We start from the raw sequence: 19,616 nt of genomic DNA on the forward strand, positions 1-19,616 counted from the left end.
CTCTACCGGCGGGTCGTTTCACCGTCGGGAAGATCTCAGGCCAGCTCCGGCTCCCGCGCCAGCATGCGATGGAAGCGCTGCAGCACGTAGGGATCCACCAGCCCTCCAGACTGCGAATCGATGATCCGCAATGCGGTTTCGTGCTCCATCGCATCGCGATACGGGCGCACGCTGGTCATCGCATCGTAGGCATCGGCGATGGTGACGATGCGCGCGCCCAGCGGGATGGATTCGCCACGCAGGCCGTCGGGATAGCCGCTGCCATCAAACGCCTCGTGATGAGCGCGGATCAGCCGTGCGACCGGTGCGGCGTCGCTGCGGCCGGTGGCGAGGAAGATGTGCTCGCCGCGCACCGGATGCTCGCGCATGATCGCGCGCTCCTCATCGGTATGCCGGCGCGGTGCCAGGAGCACATCGTCGGGAATGCCGATCTTGCCGACGTCGTGGAAGCGCGCGGCCAGGCCGATCTGCGCACAGGCATCGTCGTCGAGATCGCAGTGCGCGGCCAGGCGCTGCGCGAGCAGGCCAACGCGGTCGCAATGGTGGCGGGTGTAGGCGTCGCGCATCTGCAGCGACATCGAGAGGGCATCGATCAGGCAGGCCTGCGCGTGCAGCAGGTCGGGGGCGGGTACGGCGTCAGGGAACATGGTCATCCGCCCGCACCGGGTGGGGACCGGTGCGGGGTGTTCGGGGGGCGATCAACCCGGGGCGAGGGTGGTCAGAAGGGCGCGGGCCGCATTGAAGCGGTCTTCCGGCAACGGCAGCGGGTGCTTGATGCGCAGCTTGTCGGGCCCTTCCATGGCGTACAGGTTCGGTTGTTTCTGGATCAGCTGGATCACCGCCATCGGATCGATGTTCGGCTTGGACTCGAACACGATGCGGCCACCGTTCTCGCCCAGGTCCAGCTTGCGGATGCCCAGCGTGTTGGCTTTCAGCTTCAGCTCGGCGATGGCGAACAGATGCTTGGCGGCATCCGGCAGCAGGCCGAAGCGGTCGATCATCTCCACCTGCAGCTCGCGCAGCGCATCACTGTCGCGCGCGCTGGAAATGCGTTTGTACAGGGTCAGGCGGGTGTGCACGTCCGGCAGGTAGTCTTCCGGAATCAGCGCCGGCACGTGCAGCTCGACCTCGGCACCGCGCACTTCCTCGCCGGCATCCAGGTCGGGCAGCTTGCCCTGCTTGATGCTGCGCACCGCGCGTTCCAGCAGCTCGGTATAGAGGCTGAAGCCGACCTCGGCCATCTGCCCGCTCTGGTCCTCGCCGAGCAGTTCACCGGCACCGCGGATCTCCAGATCGTGGGTGGCCAGGGTGAAGCCGGCGCCCAGTTCGTCCATCGAGGCGATGGCTTCCAGGCGCTTCTCGGCGTCGGGGGTGATCGCGCGGCGGTCGGGGGTGATCAGGTAGGCGTAGGCACGGTGGTGCGAACGGCCCACGCGGCCACGCAGCTGGTGCAGCTGGGCCAGGCCGAAGCGGTCGGCGCGGTTGATGATGATGGTGTTGGCGTTGGGGATGTCGATACCCGATTCGATGATCGTGGTCGACAGCAGCACGTTGAAACGCTGCTTCTGGAAGTCCAGCATCACCTTTTCCAGCTCACGCTCGGGCATCTGCCCGTGGGCGATGCCGATGCGTGCTTCGGGCACCAGCTCGGACAGCTCGCGCTGCATGCGGCCGATGCTCTCCACGTCGTTGTGCAGGAAGTACAGCTGGCCACCGCGTGCCAGCTCGCGCTGGAAGGCTTCGCGCAGCAGCGCGTTGTCCCACTGGGTGATGAAGGTCTGCACCGCCAGCCGGTTCGGTGGCGGCGTAGCGATGATCGACAGGTCGCGCAGGCCGGCCATGGCCATGTTCAGCGTGCGCGGGATCGGCGTGGCGGTCAGGGTCAGCAGGTGCACGTTGGCGCGCAGCGCCTTCAGTGCTTCCTTCTGGCGCACGCCGAAACGCTGCTCCTCGTCGACGATGACCATGCCCAGGTCCTTGAACTTCACGTCCGGCTGCAGCAGGCGGTGGGTACCGACGATGACGTCGATGGTGCCTGCGGCGACCTTCTCCAGTTCGGCCTTGATTTCCTTGGTGGTCTTGAAGCGCGACAGCACCTCGACCTTCAGCGGGTAATCGGCGAAGCGGTCGCGGAAGTTGCGGTAATGCTGTTCGGCCAGCAGCGTGGTCGGCACCAGCACGGCCACCTGCTTGCCGGCACTGGCGGCGGCGAACGCCGCGCGCACCGCGACCTCGGTCTTGCCGAAGCCGACGTCGCCGCAGACCACACGGTCCATCGGCTGGCTGCTGGCCAGGTCGCGCAGGGTGGCGTCGATGGCGGCCAGCTGATCGGGGGTTTCCTCAAACGGGAAGCCGGCCGCGAACGGTTCGTACATCGCGCGGTCCACCTGCAGGGCCAGGCCGGCACGCGCCTGGCGGCGGGCCTGGATCTCCAGCAGTTCGGCCGCCACATCGCGCACTTTCTCGGCAGCCTTGCGCTTGGCCTTGCTCCACTGCTCGCCGCCGAGCGAATGCAGCGGCGCGGTTTCCGCCGAAGCACCGGAGTAGCGGCTGATCAGATGCAGCTGGGCAACCGGCACATACAGGCGGTCGCCCTTGGCGTATTCGATTTCGAGGAACTCGCCGGGCATGCCGCCGACGTCCATCGCGATCAGGCCACGGTAGCGGCCGACGCCATGGTCCTCGTGCACGATCGGCGCGCCTTCGGTCAGCTCGCCGAGGTCGCGGATGATCGCTTCCGGCTCGCGGCCGGCACGGCGCGTGCGGCGGGTGCTGCCGGCGCGCTCGGGGAACAGTTGGCGCTCGGTCAGCACCGCGATGCGCGGATCGTCCAGCGCGAAGCCATCCTCCAGCGGCGCCACCGCGATCGCGAAGCGCGCATCGCCGGCGAGGAAGCTGGGCAGGTCGGCCACCACCGGCGGCTTCAGCTCGGCGGCCTGCAGCACTTCCAACAGGGCCTCGCGACGCCCGGGTGAATCGGCGGCAATCAGTACCCGGCCGGGATAGTGGCCGAGGAAGGATTTCAGCGCGTCGCCAGCGGGGGCCTCGCGTGCGGCCACCGGCAGCGGCGGCAGCGGCTGGTCACCCAACGCATGGGCATCGGCGATGCGCGCGTGGTCAGCCGACCACACCTCAATGCGCGGGGCATCGTTCAGACGCTCGCGCAGCAGCTCCGGCGACAGGTACAGCGCCGACGGCGGCAGCAGCGGGCGTTCCACATCGTGGCGGCGCTGCTCGTAGCGGTCACCGGTCTGCGCCCAGAACGCGACTGCCGCTTCGTACGCACCGGTGCAGACCACCGGCAGGCTGCCGTCGGGCAGGTAGTCGAACAGGGTCGCGGTGCGCTCGAAGAACAGCGGCAGGTAGTACTCGACGCCGGCCGGGGCCAGCCCGGATTTCAGGTCCTGATACAGCGAACTGCGCCGGGTATCGACATCGAAACGCTCGCGCAGCGTGGCCAGCACGCGGGCGATGCTGGCCTCGTCCATCGGCACTTCGCGGCCGGGCAGCATGTGCACCGCCTCGACCTTGTCCAGCGAACGCTGGCTTTCCGGATCGAAGGCACGGATGGAGTCGATGTCCTCGTCCAGCAGCTCCACCCGCAGCGGCTCGTCGGCGCCCATCGGGAACACGTCGAGCAGGCCGCCGCGCACCGCGAAGTCACCCGGGTCCATCACCTGCGGCACGTTGCGGTAGCCGGCGCTTTCCAGGCGGCGCTTCTCGGCTTCAAGATCCAGGCGCTGGCCGACCTTCAGGTCGAAGCTGCCACCGATCACATAGCTGCGCGGGGCCAGCTGCTGCAGCAGGGTCTGCACCGGCACGATCACCAGGCCGCGCTTCAGCGCGGGCAGGCGGTGCAGGGCGGACAAGCGTTGCGAGATGATGTCCGGATGCGGGCTGAAGCGGTCGTAGGGCAGGGTTTCCCAGTCCGGGAAAGCGACCACCGGCAGGGCCGGGTCGCCGCCGAGCAGGGTCTGCAGGTCGGCTTCAAGCTGGTTGGCGCCGTGGTTGTCACGGGCGATCACCAGCAGCGGCGCGTCGTGCGCACGCGCGGCCTGGGACAGGTACCAGGCCAGGGCGGTCGGCGAGGCGGGGGCGCGCCACCAGGCGCGGAGCTGGCCGGCGCGCGGCAGCGGCGGGGCGGGGTATGAGGTACGCGACATGGACCCCGGATTTTAGCAGAAGCCTGATCGAAGCCCGGTGGGTCGTGCCGGTCGTTTGCCGGCCGCCTCATGTGCCGTTGGGGTATCGGAATGCCGGCCAGCGGCCGGCACTACCCGAATGCGGCGCCGGGTTACGCCCGGCGCATCCATCAGTTGTCCAGCTCCAGCACCATCCGCACCAGGCCTTCGGCACCGGTCGGGTGCGGCACCGGCTTGAAGCCCAGCGAGGCGGCCAGCTGCTTCATCGGCTCGTTCTCGGCGGCAACGTCGCCGTACAGGCGGTCCAGGTACTTGCCGCGGCCCCACTTCACCAGCTTGCGCATCAGCTGCCGGCCCAGGCCCTGGCCAATGAGGAAGCGGCTGATCAGGATCGCGTACTCGGCTTCACGGGTACCGGGGATGATCGAGGCCCGGGCGACCGCGCCGACCACTGCTTCGCCCGCGGGCAGGGATTCGGCTGCGACCAGGGTGATCTCGGTCTTGGGATTGGGGTGGGTCAGGCGCTGGGTGGTTTCCGGCGAAAGCTCGGTCACCGCCTGCAGGAAACGATCACGGATTTCTTCCGGCCCGAACAGGCTGAACGCCGCTTGCAGCGGTGCGCCATCTTCCGGGCGGATGGGGCGGATCAGCAGCTCGTGGCCGCTGGGAGCCTTGAAGATCTCATGCCAGGGCGGCATGCGGTTGCGAGTGGCCATACCGGGTGATTCCTTGGTGGTCCATCGATTGTGGCATCACCGGGGCTGCATTCCGTGAACGAAAGGCTCACGGCGGTACAGCCTCGTGAAGGCCGTTATTCGGGGGCTTTGAGCCAATCCAGGCGGGTGCTGGCGCCGGGTTCGCCCAGGTGCTGGCGCAGCGCCGGCAGGGCCGGGCCGACCACCCGGTCGAACTGCCACGGCGGGTTGAGCAGCAGCATGCCGCTGCCGTTGAGGCGCAGCGGCGAGTCGTCCGGGCGCACCAGGAACTCGATCGTCATCGCCGACTTGACCGGAAGCGCGCTGGCCTTGCGCAGGAAATGCAGGATGGTGCGGCGCTGCTTGATCGGGAACCAGACGGCACACGTGGCCTGCGGCCAGCGCGCCAGGGTTTCGGCCAGGGCGGCCAGAACGGCCTGGTACTCGGCGTCCTGGGCCTCGTAGGGCGGGTCGATCAGCACCAGACCACGGCCGATCTTGCTGCCGTTGAACTTCGGCGGCAGCAGCGAACGCAGCAGCGCATAGCCATCGCCAGCCCGCACGTCGACGCGGCTGTCATGGGCGAACAGGGCCTTCAGCGTGGCCGTTTCGGCTTCCTGCAGCTCGCACACCGCCATGCGGTCCTGCGCACGCATCGCCTGCGCGCTCAGCAGCGGCGAGCCCGGGTAGTTGGTCATCGCGCCGACCGGGTTGTCGGCCTGCACCGCCTTCAGGTAGCGCTCGACCACCTCCGGCAGCTTGGGCTGGGCCATCAGCCGCATGATCCCGGATTCGGCCTCGAGGGTCTTGCGGCTCTCTTCGCTGGCCAGCAGGTAGCGGCCGGCACCGCCGTGGGTGTCGAGCACGAAGAACGGGCTGTCCTTGCGCTTGAAGCTGTCGATCAGGGCCAGCTGCACGATGTGCTTGAGCACATCGGCGTGGTTGCCGGCATGGAAGGCGTGGCGATAGTTCATGGGCGGCAGTGTACGGGGCGGCGGCCGCAGCGGCTATGCTGCGCGCCATGACAGCTCCCGTTGCCCATGTCCTGGTAGTCGAGGACGAAGCCGCCATCGCCGAAACCGTGCTCTATGCGCTGCGCAGCGAGGGCTATGCCGCCAGCCACTGCCTGTTGGGCGGGGAGGCGCTGCAGCGGCTGCAGGCCGGGGATATCGACGTGGTGGTGCTGGACGTGGGATTGCCCGACCTGGGCGGCTTCGAGGTCTGCAGGCGGCTGCGCGCGCAGCCCGGGCCGGTGGCGCAGCTGCCGGTGATCTTCCTGACCGCCCGCAATGATGAAGTGGACCGGGTGCTCGGCCTGGAACTGGGCGCCGACGACTACATGACCAAGCCGTTCTCGCCGCGCGAACTGGTGGCACGGGTGCGGGCACGCCTGCGCCGTGCGGCACCGGTCATCGCAGCGCCCGGCGCCGATACAGGCTGGCAGGAACATGGCGCCTTCGCCATCGACCGCGAAGGCCGGCGCATCCGCTTCCGTGGCCAGGCACTGGACCTGACCCGCTACGAGTACGCGCTGCTGGAGGCGCTGCTGCAGCGCCCCGGAGCCATCCTCAGCCGTGCCCAGCTGATGGACCGTGGCTGGGACAGCAGCGCCGACAGTGCCGACCGCACCGTCGATACCCATGTAAAGACGCTGCGCGCCAAGCTGCGTGCAGCCGGTGCCAGCGACGACCCGATCCGCACCCACCGTGGCCTTGGCTACGCGCTGGAGGTCTAGCCGATGCGCCTGGTACTGAAGCTGTTCCTGGGCTTCTTCCTGATCACCGGCATCGCGGCGTTCTTCGTGATGCGCGTGTTCGTCAACGAAGTGAAGCCGGGTGTGCGCCAGGCGATGGAATCGACCCTGGTCGATGCCGCCAACGTGCTGGCCGAGATGGCCGCCGCCGACGTCAAGGCGGGCACCATCCGCAGCGGCAGCTTCACCCGCAACCTGGCCAAGGCGCGCCAGCGCGACCTGAAGGCGATGGTCTGGCGTTTCCCGAAGCGTTCACTGGACTACCGGGTGACCATCACCGACGCCAAGGGCATCGTCATCTACGACTCGCTGGGCCGCGACCTGGGGCGCGACAACTCGCGCTGGAATGATGTCTACCGCACCCTGCGTGGTGAGTACGGCGCGCGTTCCAGCCCCGAGATTGCCGGCGAAGAGGGCGATACGGTGATGCACGTGGCAGCCCCGGTGTACGACCCGGCCGATGGGCGCACCCTGATTGGCGTGCTCAGCCTGGCGCAGCCCAACCGCAGCATCGATCCGTTCATCGCTGCCAGCCAGCGCGCCATCATCGAGCGCGGGGCCTGGCTGATCGGATTGTCGGCACTGGTCGGCGTGCTGGTGACGATGTGGCTGACCACTGGCCTCGGCCAGCTCAGCCGCTATGCACGCGCGGTCAGCGCCGGCGAACCGGTACCGCCGCCACGGCGTCGTCGTGACGAGATCGGCGATCTTGGGCAGGCACTGGAAACGATGCGTCGCAAGCTGGAAGGCAAGGCCTACGTCGAGCAGTACGTGCAGTCGCTGACGCATGAGATGAAGAGCCCGCTGGCGGCCATCCGCGGCGCCGCCGAGCTGCTGCAGGAACCATTGCCGGAGGCCGATCGCGTGCATTTCGCGCGCAGCATTGTCGACCAGCAGGAGCGGCTGACCGAGACCATCGACAAGCTGCTGGCGCTGGCCGAAGTGGAGCAGCACGGTTGGCTGCAGACCCGCGACCCGATTGCATTGCCAGTGCTGCTGGCCGACGCGGCCGCTGCCGCGCAGGTGCGCGCACAGGCGGCGGGCGTGCAGGTCCGCATCGGCAGCGTGCCCGACCTGCAGGTGCAGGGCGACGGCTATCTGCTGCGGCAGGCACTGCACAACCTGATCGACAACGCGATTGCGTTCTCTCCGTCCGGCGCGGAAATCGCGTTGCAGGCCGAGGTGGACGGGCAGGGCGTGCGCCTGCAGGTGGCCGACCGCGGCGCCGGCATCCCGGACTATGCGCGCGAACGGGTGTTCGAGCGCTTCTATTCGCTGGCGCGGCCCGGCAGCGGGCGGCGCAGTTCCGGCCTGGGCCTGCCGTTCGTGCAGGAGGTCGCGCGCCTGCACGATGGGCGCGCCAGTGTCGACGTCCGCGAGGGCGGCGGCACCGTGGCCAGCCTGTGGCTGCCGTTGGGCGCGCCGGGCCAGCGCCCGCGCCGCTGACTTCACACTCGCTTCAAATTCGCCACAAACCCTGCTCACCACGGCGGTCCATCCTGCAGCCCTCTCCAACGAGGATGGACCATGAAATCCCTGAAGATGCTGCTGCGGTTCGCCATTGTCGGCGGGCTGATCCTGCTGCTGCTGGTGCCGCTGACGATGATCCGCGGGGTCATCAACGAACGCAGTGCGTACCGCGACGAAGCCTTCTCGCGGGTGGCCGACAGCCGCGCCGGTGCACAGCAGCTGGTGGGCCCGGTACGGGTGGTGCCATGGGTGGAACGCAAGCAGGTTGAACTGGTTGATCCGCTGGGTGTCAAGAAGACCGAGGTGCAGGTCACCGAGGGGCACTGGCTGCAGATGCCCGCGTCGCTGGAGGTGGGCGGCGAGATGCTGCCGAGCCAGCGCGAAGTCGGCCTGTTCAAGGTGCCGGTGTACAGCTGGAACGGCCAGATGAAGGCGACCTTCGCCGCAGACGACTACCCGGTGAAGGCCGGTCGCAGCTACGGCAAGCCGTATGTGGCGGTGGGAATTTCCGATGTGCGCGGCCTGGTCGGTACGCCGAACCTGCGCGTGGATGGCAAGCAGTTGCGGTTGCTGCCGGGCGTTGGCGCTGCCAGCGAGGTCGGACGCGGCCTGCATGCACCGGTGGCGGGTTTCGCTGCGGATCAGGGCGGCACGCTGGCTGCCAGCACCGTTGAACTGGAGCTGCGCCTGGATGGCAGCCGCATGCTGTCGGTGGTGCCGGTGGGCGATGACACCCACATCGCGCTGCGTTCGAGCTGGCCGCATCCGTCGTTCAGCGGCGCGTTCCTGCCCAACGAGCGCCGCGTCGATGCGCAGGGCTTCGATGCGCGCTGGGCGGTGTCCTCGCTGGCCTCCGATGCGCAGCGCCAGCTGCGCAATGACGGTTCGGTCGACTCGCAGGCGGTGACGGTGTCGCTGGTCGATCCGGTCGATACCTACACCCAGGCCGACCGCGCCTCGAAATACGGCGTGCTGTTCGTGGTACTCACCTTCGTCGGCTTCATCCTGTTCGAGCTGATCAAGTCGCTGCGCATCCACCCACTGCAGTACCTGATGGTGGGCCTGGCGCTGGCGATCTTCTTCCTGCTGCTGATCAGCCTGTCCGAGCACATTGCGTTCTGGAAGGCCTACCTGGTCTCGGCCGTGGCCTGCATCGGGCTGCAGGCGGTGTACCTGGCCAATGTGCTGGGCCACTGGAAGCGCGGCCTCGGCTTCGCGGCGCTGCTGACCGTGCTGTACGGCGCGTTGTATGGCCTGCTGGTGTCGGAGAACAACGCGCTGCTGATGGGGTCGCTGCTGCTGTTCGTGATCCTGGCGCTGGCGATGTGGGTGACCCGCCGGGTCGACTGGTACGCGCTTGGCGCGGAACTGAAGTAAGGAGCACGCCATGAGCTGGCGCCAGGGATTGCGGCAACGGGCACGGCAGGGCATTCCGGCCCTGCTGGAAGTGGATGCACTGCTGCAGGCACATGGCGTGCTGGCGGCCCTGCCGGGGGCACGGATCGCCCCCGGCCTGGTCCGCTTCCAGCTGGCAGCAGTGACCTGCGAGGGATTGCGGGGGCAGGGGCTGGATTGGCTGCAGGGCGCACGGCAAGGACGCGGCGCGGTGGCTGGGCGGGTGCCGCGCTACCGGTCATGGAAGGCCGGGGCGGAGGCGCTGGCCGAGATCGGCATCGGTGGCCTGCCCGAGGACTGGCCCACGCATGCGGCGGTGTACGGCTGCAGCAGCATCGATCGGCGGCACTGGTTGCTGCTGCTGCCGGAGCGGGCGCAGTTGTGGTTGGGCTGGAATGGGTGATTCGGCTGTTCATCCACACATGGTGTGGATCTACTGTCGCCGCCCATGACCGATGGGACGGTATCGGCGCGCCCCTGCTGGCTAGACTCGATGGGTTGATGATCGAGCCGAATGATCGAGCCGAAGGGCAGGGGTGCGATGTGTTGAAGTGGGGCATGCTGGCCGCAGCGCTGGCGATGGGTGGCAATGCAGGCGCGCAGCAGCGCGAGACGGTGGACCTGGACATGGTCAGCCGCATCCGCCAGGAGGCCTTCCACCGCTCGCAGGTGATGGACACCTTCAGCTATCTCACCGAGCGCATCGGCCCGCGCCTGACCAACTCGCCGGCGATGGGCCGCGCCAACGCGTGGACGCGTGGCAAGTTCAACGAATGGAAGCTGGACAACGTCCACGACGAAGCCTTCGACGACTTCGGGCGTGGCTGGGAGTTCACCTCGGCCAGTGTGGAAATGCTGGGTGATCGCGTGCAGCCGCTGCATGCACTGCCCAAGGCCTGGACGCCGGGCACCAAGGGCCCGGTCGAAGGCGAACTCGTCCAGGTCGAGATCAAGAAGCCCGAAGACATCGAGAAGTACCGCGGCAAGCTGCGCGGCAAGATCCTGCTGCTGGGCGAGGCACGCGAGTACAAGCGCGGCACCGAGCCCGATTCGCATCGCCACGACGCCACCTCGCTGGAGGGCCTGCAGGAATTCACCCTGCCCAAGGACAAGGACGCCACCGCCGAGCGTGCCAAGCGGGTCAAGGAATACCAGGAGCGCCAGCAGCTGGCGACCAGGGTCAATGCGTTCTTCGTCGAAGAAGGCGCGCTGGCCTCGATCAGCATCAGCAGCTGGGACAACGGCATCATCCGGGTTGCCGGTGGCGGTTCGCGCAAGGCCGGTGAATCGGTGGGCATTCCCGAGCTGGCGATGATCAGCGAGCACTTCAATCCACTGGTGCGCGCGCTGGAGGCCAAGCAGACCGTGCGCCTGCGCGTGGATGTGGCCGCGCGCTTCACCGACGAGGCCGACCAGCCCGGTTACAACACGCTCGCCGAGATCCGTGGCAGCAGCAAGCCCGATGAAGTGGTGATGATCGGCGCGCACCTGGATTCCTGGCACAGCGGTACCGGTGCGGCCGACAACGCGGCCGGCGTGGCGGTGATGATGGAGGCGATGCGCATCCTCAAGGCGACCGGCGCCAAGCCCAAGCGCACCATCCGCGTGGCGCTGTGGAGCGGTGAGGAACAGGGCCTGATCGGCTCGCAGGCTTATGTGGCCAAGCACTTCGGTCGTTTCCCGGAACCCACCGACCCGGCGCAGAAGGCGCTGCCGGCTTCGCTGCGCGAGCCCACCGGCGCGCTGCAGAAGACCCGCGACTACGGCAAGTTCCAGGTCTACTTCAACATGGACAACGGCTCGGGCCGCTTCCGTGGCATCTACGCGCAGGAAAACCTGGCCGCCATGCCGATCTTCGAAGCCTGGCTTGCGCCGTTCCATGACGTGGGCGCCACCACCGTGGCCACCCGCAACACCGGCAGCACCGACCACATCAGCTTCGATCGCATCGGCCTGCCGGGCTTCCAGTTCATCCAGGACCGTCTGGACTACTTCACCAACGTCCACCACAGCCACCTGGACACCTGGGATCACGCCGAGCCGGAAGACCTGAAGCAGGCCGCGGCCATCGTCGCGTCGTTTGCCTACAACGCCGCAACGCGTGAGCAGCCCTTCCCGCGCAAGGTGGAACCGTAAAAGGGGACGGAGGGGATTAAGTCGCTTCTCCCCTCCGTTTCCCGGTCGCCACGCCCAGAGGCTGGGCAATCGCGACTTAATCCCCTCCGTCCCCTTTTTCCGTCGGGGGCGGAGGGCTGGTAAAATCGGGGGATTCCCGTTCCTCGAGCCGTCCATGACCTGCCGCACCCGCTTCGCCCCCAGTCCCACCGGCTACCTGCACATCGGTGGTGCCCGCACTGCGCTGTACTGCTGGCTGGAGGCCCGTCACCGTGGCGGCGAGTTCGTGCTGCGCATCGAGGACACCGACCGTGAGCGCAGCACCCAGGGCGCGATCGACGCCATCCTGGAGGCGATGGAGTGGCTGGGCCTGGATTACGACGAGGGCCCGATCTACCAGACCGACCGCGTCGCCCGTTACCTGGAAGTGGCCGAGCAGCTGGTGGCCGACGGCAAGGCGTACTACGCCTACGAGACCCGCGAAGAGCTGAACGCCATGCGCGAGGCCGCCATGGCCAAGCAGGAGAAGCCGCGCTACAACGGTGCCGCGCGTGACCTGGGCCTGCCGCGCAAGGATGACCCGAACCGCGTCATCCGCTTCAAGAACCCGCTGGAAGGCACGGTGGTGTTCGACGACCTGATCAAGGGCCGCATCGAGATCGCCAACAGCGAGCTGGATGACATGGTCATCTTCCGCCCGGACGGTTTCCCCACCTACAACTTCGCGGTGGTGGTGGACGACTGGGACATGGGCATCACCGAGGTCATCCGCGGCGACGACCACATCAACAACACCCCGCGCCAGATCAACCTGTACGAAGGCATCGGCGCACCGGTGCCGAAGTTCGGCCACATGCCGATGATCCTGGACGAGCAGGGCGCCAAGCTGTCCAAGCGCACCGGTGCAGCCGACGTGATGCAGTACAAGGATGCCGGCTACCTGCCGGACGCGCTGTTGAGCTACCTGGCCCGCCTGGGCTGGTCGCACGGTGACCAGGAGCTGTTCAGCCGCCAGGAACTGATCGACCTGTTCGACGTGAAGGACTGCAATTCCAAGGCCTCGCGCCTGGACATGGCCAAGCTGGGCTGGGTCAACCAGCACTTCCTGAAGACCGAGGACGTGGCCACCATCGTGCCGCACCTGGTGTACCAGCTGCAGAAGCTGGGCCTGGACGTGGCCGCTGGCCCGGCCCCGGAGGACGTGGTGATCGCCCTGCGTGAACGCGTGCAGACCCTGAAGGAAATGGCCGAGAAGGCCGTGGTCTGGTACCAGCCGCTGACCGAGTACGACGAAGCCGCCGTGGCCAAGCACTTCAAGGCCGGTGCCGAGGTGGCGCTGGGCAAGGCCCGCGAGCTGCTGGCCGCCCTGCCGGAATGGACCGCCGAATCGGTAGGCGTGGCCCTGCACGATGCGGCCGCCGCGCTGGAAATCGGCATGGGCAAGGTCGCCCAGCCGCTGCGCGTGGCCATCACCGGCACCCAGGTCAGTCCTGACATTTCCCATACCGTTTACCTGGCCGGCCGCGAGCAGGCCTTGAAACGCATTGATGTGGCCATCACCAAGGTAGCAACGGCCTGAGGCATCCTTGCCAGGCCCGAACCGGAGAACACGCATGCCCGCCAAGACCGCCACCGCCTGTACCGCCCCGCACCACCACGTCCACGACGCATCGGATTTCGTGGCGGTGGTCGAGCGCGTCTCGCGCGAACGCGGGCTGCGCCTGACCCCGATCCGCGCCAATGTGCTGAAGCTGATCGCCGAGGCCGGCAAGCCGGTCAAGGCCTACGAGCTGCTGGAATGGGTGCGCAACGGCAAGGGCGTGGGCGCTGATGCCCCGCCCACCGTGTACCGCGCGCTGGACTTCCTGATGGCCAATGGCTTTGTGCACAAGCTGGAGTCGGTGAATGCCTTCGTGGCCTGCCACCATCCCAGCAGTGCAGCCCATTCAGTGCCGTTCCTGATCTGCAACAGCTGCCACAGCGCGGTGGAACTGGAAGACCGCGAGATCGTCACCCAGCTGGAGAAGCGCGCCAAGGAGCTGGGTTTCCAGCCGCAGGCGCAGACCCTGGAAGTGCACGGGCTCTGCGCGCGCTGCGCAGGTTGATCGTGTCGGCGGTAGAGTCGACTGTTAGTCGACTACCGCGCGCAGCGCGGGGTGTTCATGGGGTTCATGGAAGTGCAGTCGACTAACAGTCGACTCTACCCAGCCGAGTCCACCAGGCCGCAGGCTAGTCCATCGGCTTGGAACGGGTATCCACCCGCACGATCACCGACATGCCGGGACGCAGCTGCTTTGCCAGCTCCTGATTCCCATTGATTGAAATCCGAACCGGCAGCCGCTGCACCACCTTGGTGAAGTTGCCGCTGGCATTGTCCGGGCGCAGCACGCTGAACTCCGACCCGGTAGCCGGCGCGATCTCCTGCACGCGGCCCCGCAGCACCTGCCCCTGGAACGCGTCCACCGAGAACGTGGCCGGCTGGCCGATCGCTATGCCCCAGGTCTGGCCTTCCTTGTAGTTGGCCACCACCCACAGCGTGTCAGGGACCAGGAACAGCAGCTGCGAACCGGCGGCGACGTACTGGCCCACGCGCACGCTGGCTTCGCTGATCTGGCCGTCGCGCGGCGCGTGGATCACCGTGTTGGCCAGATCGATGCGCGCCAGTTCCAGCTGCGCCTGCGCACTTTCCACCTGGGCCTCCAGGCTCTTCCGCGCCACCTGGGTCGACACCAGCGTTTCCTCGGCGATGCGGATCTGCGCCTGTGACTGCTGCACGCTGGCCTGTGCCGAGGCCTGGGTGGTGCGGAACTTGTCGCGGTCGTTGATCGATACCAGCTGCTGCGCGGCCAACTCCTCGTAGCGCTTGGTCTCGTTGCGTGAGCGTTGCAGCTCCGCCTGCCCGGCCGACAACGTGGCGCGTGCAGAGGCGATCTGCGCACGGTTCTGCGCCTGCGACTGGTCCGAGTTGGCCAGTGCCGCGCGTGCGCTGTCCAGCGTCGCCTGCGCCTGGGCGACCCGCTGCGCATAGATGCGGTCATCGATGCGCAGCAGTGGCTCGCCCTCCTTCACGTGCTGGAAATCCTTCACCAGCACTTCGGTCACGTAGCCGTTTACCTGTGGCGCCATCACCGTGATCTGTCCGCGTACATACGCGTTGTCGGTCACCATCACGCTGCTGGTGAACGGCCACAGGTGCCAGGCGCGCAGGATCAGCGCAATGCCCAGCAGGGCCACCACCACCATCACCACCACGCTGCGCGCGCTGGGCTTGAGGTACTTCGGCGCGACCGCGGGTTCTACCGGCGTGGGGGCAGGCGCCGCGTCGGTCGGCGGCGGTGGGGTCACGTTGTCGGCGTCGTCGGGTCGGGGCGGGATGGGGGGCATGGTCGAGAACTCAGCGGGGCGCGGCTGGCGTGGCCGCAGTGGGGGGAGTGGGGTGGCGCTTGCGCCATTGCTTGAGCACGGCGGTGCGCAGCGACAGCAGCAGCAACCAGCACAGGAAGCCGATTGCCAGCCAACCGCTCAGGGTGAAGACATCATTGAAGCCGCGCACGTTGGCTTCGCGGCGCGTGGTCTGCGCCAGCTGTGCGCTGCCCTGGGCACTGCGCAGCACCGGGTCGGTGATCTGGGCGGCGTACAGCTGCTGCTGGATGCGCAGGCGCTGCGCCACCACCGGATCGGCTGGATCGAGCTGGCTGGTCAATGCGCTGGAGTACAACTGCTCGCGATGCAGCTGGAAGGTACCCAGCACCGCCGAACCGGCCAGCCCACCCAGCGTCTGCGTGATCGACAGCGTCACCAGGAAGGTGATCATGTGATCCACGCCCTGTTTCAGCGCGGCGGAAATGCCGAGCATGATCAACGGGCCCATGAACATGCCGGCACCGACCGAGGCCAGGAACTGGCTGGCGTAGAAGTCGTGCGGCCGATCCATGCTGGTGCGGTGCTGGTCGAAGAACGCGGCGGCGCCCAGCAGCAGGATCGCCATCAGCAGCTGGGCAATCAGCCGCTTCGGGCCGAAGGTCAGCGAGGCGCCGGCAATGCCCACGATCACGCCGGCCAGGATCACCACGAACAGCGGGCGCATCTGGTCAGGCCCCATGCCCAGCGTGCGCATCAGGTTGACCACGCCGTAGGACTGCTCAGTGGTGAGGAAGCGGATCAGGAACGCGCCGACGATGAAGTGCAGCACCGGCAGCTTCGACAGCCAGCGGATCTGCAGCAGCGGATTGCGCCGGTAGTGTTCGATGATGAAGGCGGTGGTGGACAGCACGATCGAGGCGACCAGCGCCCAGCCCAGCCACGGTGTGTTGAGCCACCAGCGCGTGTAGCCCTGCGCCAGTACGATCACCAGCAGCGCGACAGCCGGCGCAAGCAGGGCGAACGTGAGGAAGTCCAGTGGCTCGAAGGCTTTCACCTGGATGCCGGGCGGCAGCTTCAGCACCACCACTGCCGCGAACGCGCACAGTGCCAGCCCGGCTTCGAATGAGTAGAGCTGATGCCATTGGCCGGTATCGACCAGGCCTGGTGAAACGATCCAGGCGATCGGCACCGCCAGCTGCGAAAGGCCGACGCCGACCACCAGCAGATTTCCGGTAAAGCGGCGCGGCAGCGCCTGCAGCATGTACAGCGTGCCCAGTGTCGAACAGGCCGCACCCGCGAAGCCGCTGGCGGCGCGGGTCAGCATCGTGGTCTCGAAGCTGCCGACGAACAGGTGCAGCACCGCCAGTGCCGCGTACAGGCCCAGCCCGATCTCTGCGAACAGTCGGATGCCGTACTGCTGGCGGAACTTGAAGGCCAGCAGGTTGGCAGTGACATTCACCATGGCATAGGCGGCCACCAGCCAGCTGCCCTGGGTCGGGGTCAGTGCCAGCTGGCCCTGCAGGAACGGCAGGTTGGCGGTGACCAGCGCATTGCCGAGGCCACCGGTGATCGCCACCAGCAGCGATACCAGGGCATAGGCCAAGCGACGGTACGGTGGGTGCCAGGGCATCGATGCCGAACCGGGCATGGTCGGCTTCTCGTGCTCCTCCCAATCCGGAACCGGCTTCAGATACGGCTGGACCATCAGCGGGCCTCGCTGGTTGCTCCCTGGAGACCCCCGCGCAGCAGCTGCAGGGCGCGCCCGGCCAACTGGGCGCGCTCGTCGCGGGTCTTGCCGCGCAGGGCTGCGCCCAGCATGCCCGAGATCAGTGAAATATCCGTCTTCTCAAGGTCGGCACGGCACAGGCCGGCCGCCTTGGCGCGCGCGATCGGCTCCTCCAGCAGGTCGCGCACGGTCTCGCGTGCGGCACGCATGGCCGGCACGTCCGAGTCGACCGCACGCCAGTAATCGGCCAGCGCCGGTGAATCGATGATGCGCTGGGCCATACCCTCGAACACCTCGAACAGCGCGTCGTCACGGTCGCCGAGCTGTTCAACCTGGCGCCGGATGCGATCAACCGTACGTTGCAGCAGCGCCTGGATCAGCGCAGTGCGGTCGGGGAAGTTGCGGTACAGGGTGGCGCGGCCCACCTGGGCGCGTTCGACCACCAGGTCCAGCGGGGCGGTGACGCCATGTTGGCCGAATACATGATCGGCGGCATCGAGGATGAGGGCACGGCGGGCAGCAGCATCGGCACGTTGGGCAGTCATGGAATTATTGTCGGACAAAAGTGTCCGATTAGCGAGACGTTGAGTGACGGGATTGTCCGCTTGTTGTGGTACGCACATCTTTGTGACGAATGCGTGATGGAATCGGCCAAAACGAAAACGGGGGCCCGAAGGCCCCCGTGGGGTGGTGTGGGATCGGACCCCTTTACTGCGGAATGGAATCCGGCACCGGTGCGCGATCAGAAGAACGCGCGGATGCCGAATGCGACACCACGGCCCGGCAGCGGCGAGTAGTCGCGCAGCAGCGAGGTATGCGGGCGCACTTCGCGGTTGGTCAGGTTGCTGCCATCCAGGAACACCTCGTAGCTGTTGCTCGCGTTGCGGTCCCAGCGGTAGGCCAGGTGCGCGTCGACCAGGGTGTAGCCGTCGCTTGGTGCTTCGTTCTGGGCGACGTCCTTCTGGCGGCTGTAACGCACCGCACCGACCGAGGCGCGCCAGCCGTCCTTCGACCAGCGCAGGTCGGCGCCGACGCGGGCCGGGGCGATGCGCGGCAGGTAGCCGGTATTGGCCAGCTCCACGCTGTAGTTGTGGTTGTGGTCGCCATGCGGCACGGCGATGTCCAGGTTACGGCTGCCGCTGCCATCCAGCTTGGCCTTCACGTAGTCGCCGAACAGGCGCAGATCCCAGTCGCCGGCGCCGCCTTCGAACAGGTGCACCAGCGCTTCGGCTTCGGCGCCGCGGAACACCGCGTCCTGCTGCGTCCAGGTGCGCACCGGAAGGCCCTCGGTGATGCCGGTGTCGGCCAGGTAGATGAAGTCCTTGAACTTGGTCTGGTAGACCGACGCGGAGAAGTCCAGACGCTCGCTGTGGGTGTGGATACCCAGTTCCACGCGCTGGCCGCGCTCGGTCTTCAGGTTGGCGTCGCCGATTTCCAGCGAGCGGGTAGCGATGTGCGCGCCGGCGGCATACAGCTCTTCGTTGGTCGGTGCACGCTCGGAGCTGTCCACGCCGATGCGCAGGTCAACCGCATCGTTGAGCTTCCAGATGCCGGCAGCAGACAGGTTGGTGGCACCAAACGTGCGGCGGCGATAGTCACCGGTCGGGTCCAGCTTGACCTGGTCGTGGCGGCCGCCCAGTTCCAGCTTGAACGGACCGAACTGCTTTTCCTGCAGCACGAACAGGCCGATGTTCCTGGTGCCGGTATCCGGAACGAACGCCTCTTCGCCCTTGGCTCCGAAATCACTGTTGCCGAACTGCAGGCCGAACGCGCCGTCCCAGCCGCCGATCTGCTGCTGCACCGCTTCCAGGCGTGCCTCGATGCCGCGGTTGGTGAAGCGGGTGGACGGTGTGCCCGCTTCCAGTTCCACGTGTTCGTAGTCGGTGTAGGCCACGCGCGCGTTGATGTTCTTCAGGAACGAGACCGGGTCGTAGATGCCGGCCTTGGTCTCGAAGCGGTTCTGCACCATGTCGATGCGCACGTCATGCTCGTCGCCGCCTTCTTCTTCATCGCCATGGTCGTGCCCGTGGTCATGGCCATGATCATCACCATCGGCGTGCACGTGCGCGCCATTGGGAATGCCGTAGTTGGTGCGGTACGTGCTGGCCGATACGCCGAAGTAGCCGCCGTCGCCCAGCCAGGTTGCGCCTACGCCGCCGGCGCGGGTGCGGATCGAGCTGTTGTCCAGGCGGCCGCGGCGCGGTTCTTCGCCCTCGGCCGCATCATGGTCGTGATCGTGGTCATGATGATCTTCGAGGCTGTCGATCACTGCATAGCCGGGGATGCGGTAGTCATCGCCATTGCGGACCAGGCCATCCACGTGCAGCACGACATTGCCGCTGACGCCGTCGAGGCGGAACATGCCGCTGCGTTCGTTGTTCACCGAGTTGCCGCGCAGTTCGGCGCGGCCGCTGAGCGGACGCTCCGGCAGTTCGCGGGCGATGCGGCCATCCACCACGTTGACCGCGCCACCGATGGCGCCGCTGCCGAACAGCAGCGTGGCCGGGCCCTTCAGCACTTCGATCTGGTCGGCCAGGAACGGCTCGATGCTGGTGGCGTGGTCGGCGCTGACCGTGGAGGCATCCATGTTGCCCATGCCGTTGGACAGCACGGCCACGCGTGGGCCTTCCTGGCCGCGGATGATCGGGCGGCCGACGCCGGGACCGAAGAAGGTGCTCTGCACGCCGGGCAGCTTGGCCAGGGTATCGCCGAGGGTGCCGGCCTTCTGCTCGTCCAGGCGTTCACCGGCCAGAACCTCCACCGGGCGTGCCAGCGATTCGGCATCACCCTGCAGCGGCGACGCGGTGACCTGCACCGACGACAGCTCGGTCAGGTGGCGGTCACGATGGGAGGTGTCCTGGCCGGCTGCAAAGGCGACGGACGGCAGCAGGGCAGCGAGGGCCAGGGCCAGGGAATGCGGCTTGAGCCGTGGGGTGTGGGCGTGCATGGACGGGTCC

General features: G+C 67.5%; 15 protein-coding genes. 7 read left to right on the forward strand and 8 right to left on the reverse strand.

Going from position 1 to position 19,616, the window contains the following annotated elements; genetic code table 11:
* Window positions 1-35 precede the first annotated feature (35 nt).
* The 4 genes from R1H25_RS02885 to R1H25_RS02900 form a co-directional block, all read right to left on the reverse strand.
* A complete protein-coding gene (locus R1H25_RS02885) occupies window positions 36-653 on the reverse strand; it encodes an HD-GYP domain-containing protein (RefSeq protein WP_049446793.1) in 618 nt (205 codons plus the stop codon).
* A gap of 45 nt (window positions 654-698) precedes the next feature.
* Entirely contained in the window at window positions 699-4,163 is a 3,465-nt protein-coding gene (mfd, locus tag R1H25_RS02890; RefSeq protein ID WP_099589829.1) for a transcription-repair coupling factor, read from the reverse strand.
* 149 nt (window positions 4,164-4,312) lie between these two features.
* Window positions 4,313-4,858 (reverse strand): GNAT family N-acetyltransferase, encoded by a 546-nt coding sequence (locus tag R1H25_RS02895; protein WP_004150340.1) that lies wholly within the window; start codon window positions 4,856-4,858, stop codon window positions 4,313-4,315.
* A gap of 95 nt (window positions 4,859-4,953) precedes the next feature.
* Window positions 4,954-5,811 carry a 23S rRNA (adenine(2030)-N(6))-methyltransferase RlmJ gene (locus tag R1H25_RS02900; protein WP_049446789.1) on the reverse strand — a complete coding sequence of 286 codons (858 nt, stop codon included), beginning with the start codon at window positions 5,809-5,811 and terminating at the stop codon, window positions 4,954-4,956.
* 35 nt (window positions 5,812-5,846) lie between these two features.
* Between R1H25_RS02900 and creB the strand changes: the two genes are divergently transcribed.
* From creB to R1H25_RS02935, 7 genes are all read left to right on the forward strand, one after another.
* On the forward strand, window positions 5,847-6,572 hold the full coding sequence (gene creB / locus R1H25_RS02905; RefSeq protein ID WP_317222620.1) for a two-component system response regulator CreB: 726 nt from the start codon (window positions 5,847-5,849) through the stop codon (window positions 6,570-6,572).
* A 3-nt stretch (window positions 6,573-6,575) separates the two neighbouring features.
* Window positions 6,576-8,036: a two-component system sensor histidine kinase CreC gene (gene creC / locus R1H25_RS02910; RefSeq protein WP_049446787.1), complete on the forward strand. Its 1,461-nt coding sequence runs from the start codon at window positions 6,576-6,578 to the stop codon at window positions 8,034-8,036.
* An 81-nt stretch (window positions 8,037-8,117) separates the two neighbouring features.
* Window positions 8,118-9,437 (forward strand): cell envelope integrity protein CreD, encoded by a 1,320-nt coding sequence (gene creD, locus R1H25_RS02915; protein ID WP_099589827.1) that lies wholly within the window; start codon window positions 8,118-8,120, stop codon window positions 9,435-9,437.
* Between the two features lie 10 nt (window positions 9,438-9,447).
* Window positions 9,448-9,858, forward strand: coding sequence for a hypothetical protein (locus R1H25_RS02920; RefSeq protein ID WP_049446784.1), 411 nt, complete (start codon window positions 9,448-9,450; stop codon window positions 9,856-9,858).
* A gap of 155 nt (window positions 9,859-10,013) precedes the next feature.
* Window positions 10,014-11,591 carry a M20/M25/M40 family metallo-hydrolase gene (locus tag R1H25_RS02925; protein WP_099589826.1) on the forward strand — a complete coding sequence of 526 codons (1,578 nt, stop codon included), beginning with the start codon at window positions 10,014-10,016 and terminating at the stop codon, window positions 11,589-11,591.
* 154 nt (window positions 11,592-11,745) lie between these two features.
* Window positions 11,746-13,149 (forward strand): glutamate--tRNA ligase, encoded by a 1,404-nt coding sequence (gltX, locus tag R1H25_RS02930; RefSeq protein WP_317222621.1) that lies wholly within the window; start codon window positions 11,746-11,748, stop codon window positions 13,147-13,149.
* A 34-nt stretch (window positions 13,150-13,183) separates the two neighbouring features.
* Window positions 13,184-13,675 carry a Fur family transcriptional regulator gene (locus tag R1H25_RS02935; RefSeq protein WP_004150412.1) on the forward strand — a complete coding sequence of 164 codons (492 nt, stop codon included), beginning with the start codon at window positions 13,184-13,186 and terminating at the stop codon, window positions 13,673-13,675.
* 124 nt (window positions 13,676-13,799) lie between these two features.
* On the opposite strand, the gene R1H25_RS02940 is transcribed toward R1H25_RS02935, so the two are convergent.
* The 4 genes from R1H25_RS02940 to R1H25_RS02955 all read right to left on the reverse strand — a co-directional run bounded on the left by R1H25_RS02940 (window position 13,800) and on the right by R1H25_RS02955 (window position 19,606).
* Entirely contained in the window at window positions 13,800-14,954 is a 1,155-nt protein-coding gene (locus tag R1H25_RS02940; protein ID WP_317222622.1) for an HlyD family secretion protein, read from the reverse strand.
* A 10-nt stretch (window positions 14,955-14,964) separates the two neighbouring features.
* On the reverse strand, window positions 14,965-16,638 hold the full coding sequence (locus R1H25_RS02945) for an MFS transporter (protein WP_049446776.1): 1,674 nt from the start codon (window positions 16,636-16,638) through the stop codon (window positions 14,965-14,967).
* Window positions 16,638-17,204, reverse strand: a complete 567-nt coding sequence (locus R1H25_RS02950) for a TetR/AcrR family transcriptional regulator (RefSeq protein ID WP_049446774.1) — start codon at window positions 17,202-17,204, stop codon at window positions 16,638-16,640. The genes R1H25_RS02945 and R1H25_RS02950 overlap by 1 nt, the downstream gene beginning before the upstream one ends.
* Before the next feature lie 197 nt (window positions 17,205-17,401).
* On the reverse strand, window positions 17,402-19,606 hold the full coding sequence (locus tag R1H25_RS02955) for a TonB-dependent receptor domain-containing protein (RefSeq protein WP_317222624.1): 2,205 nt from the start codon (window positions 19,604-19,606) through the stop codon (window positions 17,402-17,404).
* Window positions 19,607-19,616: the final 10 nt, after the last annotated feature.

The organism is Stenotrophomonas veracruzanensis (assembly GCF_032911525.1).
GTDB classification, from domain to species: Bacteria; Pseudomonadota; Gammaproteobacteria; order Xanthomonadales; family Xanthomonadaceae; genus Stenotrophomonas; species Stenotrophomonas africana.

Excerpts from the sequence above, each read along its gene's own strand:
- R1H25_RS02900 (WP_049446789.1), bottom strand. The coding sequence starts at position 5,811 with ATGAACTATCGCCACGCCTTCCATGCCGGCAACCACGCCGATGTGCTC.
- R1H25_RS02950 (WP_049446774.1), bottom strand. The coding sequence starts at position 17,204 with ATGACTGCCCAACGTGCCGATGCTGCTGCCCGCCGTGCCCTCATCCTC.
- R1H25_RS02945 (WP_049446776.1), bottom strand. The coding sequence starts at position 16,638 with ATGGTCCAGCCGTATCTGAAGCCGGTTCCGGATTGGGAGGAGCACGAG.
- R1H25_RS02920 (WP_049446784.1), top strand. The coding sequence starts at position 9,448 with ATGAGCTGGCGCCAGGGATTGCGGCAACGGGCACGGCAGGGCATTCCG.
- creC (WP_049446787.1), top strand. The coding sequence starts at position 6,576 with ATGCGCCTGGTACTGAAGCTGTTCCTGGGCTTCTTCCTGATCACCGGC.
- mfd (WP_099589829.1), bottom strand. The coding sequence starts at position 4,163 with ATGTCGCGTACCTCATACCCCGCCCCGCCGCTGCCGCGCGCCGGCCAG.
- R1H25_RS02935 (WP_004150412.1), top strand. The coding sequence starts at position 13,184 with ATGCCCGCCAAGACCGCCACCGCCTGTACCGCCCCGCACCACCACGTC.
- creB (WP_317222620.1), top strand. The coding sequence starts at position 5,847 with ATGCTGCGCGCCATGACAGCTCCCGTTGCCCATGTCCTGGTAGTCGAG.
- R1H25_RS02925 (WP_099589826.1), top strand. The coding sequence starts at position 10,014 with ATGCTGGCCGCAGCGCTGGCGATGGGTGGCAATGCAGGCGCGCAGCAG.
- R1H25_RS02895 (WP_004150340.1), bottom strand. The coding sequence starts at position 4,858 with ATGGCCACTCGCAACCGCATGCCGCCCTGGCATGAGATCTTCAAGGCT.
- gltX (WP_317222621.1), top strand. The coding sequence starts at position 11,746 with ATGACCTGCCGCACCCGCTTCGCCCCCAGTCCCACCGGCTACCTGCAC.
- R1H25_RS02885 (WP_049446793.1), bottom strand. The coding sequence starts at position 653 with ATGACCATGTTCCCTGACGCCGTACCCGCCCCCGACCTGCTGCACGCG.
- R1H25_RS02955 (WP_317222624.1), bottom strand. The coding sequence starts at position 19,606 with ATGCACGCCCACACCCCACGGCTCAAGCCGCATTCCCTGGCCCTGGCC.
- creD (WP_099589827.1), top strand. The coding sequence starts at position 8,118 with ATGAAATCCCTGAAGATGCTGCTGCGGTTCGCCATTGTCGGCGGGCTG.
- R1H25_RS02940 (WP_317222622.1), bottom strand. The coding sequence starts at position 14,954 with ATGCCCCCCATCCCGCCCCGACCCGACGACGCCGACAACGTGACCCCA.